1 protein-coding gene is annotated in these 611 nt (G+C 48.9%); it reads right to left on the bottom strand.

What is annotated here, in order from left to right; genetic code table 11:
• Nucleotides 1-611 (bottom strand): DNRLRE domain-containing protein (locus DCCM_RS08495; protein ID WP_165792076.1); only part of this gene is annotated, 611 nt, incomplete at both ends.

Below are 611 nucleotides of genomic sequence, written 5' to 3'. Positions count from 1 at the left end.
ATCAGGGCGCCGCCCACGTAAAACTCCACTTTCTTTATCCCGGAGGTGTCCGTGGCAGTGGCTTCCATATTTACCGTTCCGGTATTGGAGGAGTCTTTTGCCGGGGAGATTATATTAATAGCCGGCTCGGTTATGTCCGCCTCGTAGGTTATGGTAAGCTTCGGGTGGAAAAAAATGCTGTCGGAATAGCTCATAGGGTCTTCTATGTAGGGGCAGATAATTAGTCCGTCATTTTGCGCTGCTCCGTTAACCCAGCCGTTTACCATGGCTGTTACATCAAAGGTTGCATAGTAATACATATCATATTCATTACGCACAATATCCGCCGGCACGCCCGAGGACTGGTCGTATGAGCCTCCGTGCTGCGCCCACTCCCGGTCTATTTTGGCCTCGTCCCAGTTAGCCTCCATTTCAAGCCACTCCTGGGTTACGCGGTAGGCTTTCATCGGGTAAAGTTTTTCGCCGGAGCTAAAGCTTTGAAGCTCCAGTTTCGCGCTTTTTATGGTTCCCATGGGAACTGCTGAAAGGTTGTATTTTACCAGGGTCCGAAAATTATTGCCGACGTAAAAGGTTCTTTCGTTACCATTGGTATGCGAATTATTCCGGTTTAT

The organism is Desulfocucumis palustris (genome assembly GCF_002933875.1).
Lineage (GTDB): Bacteria > Bacillota > Desulfotomaculia > Desulfotomaculales > Desulfocucumaceae > Desulfocucumis > Desulfocucumis palustris.
Note: the sequence above shows the minus strand (reverse complement) of the source record. Positions and strands in the feature narration are given on the sequence as shown.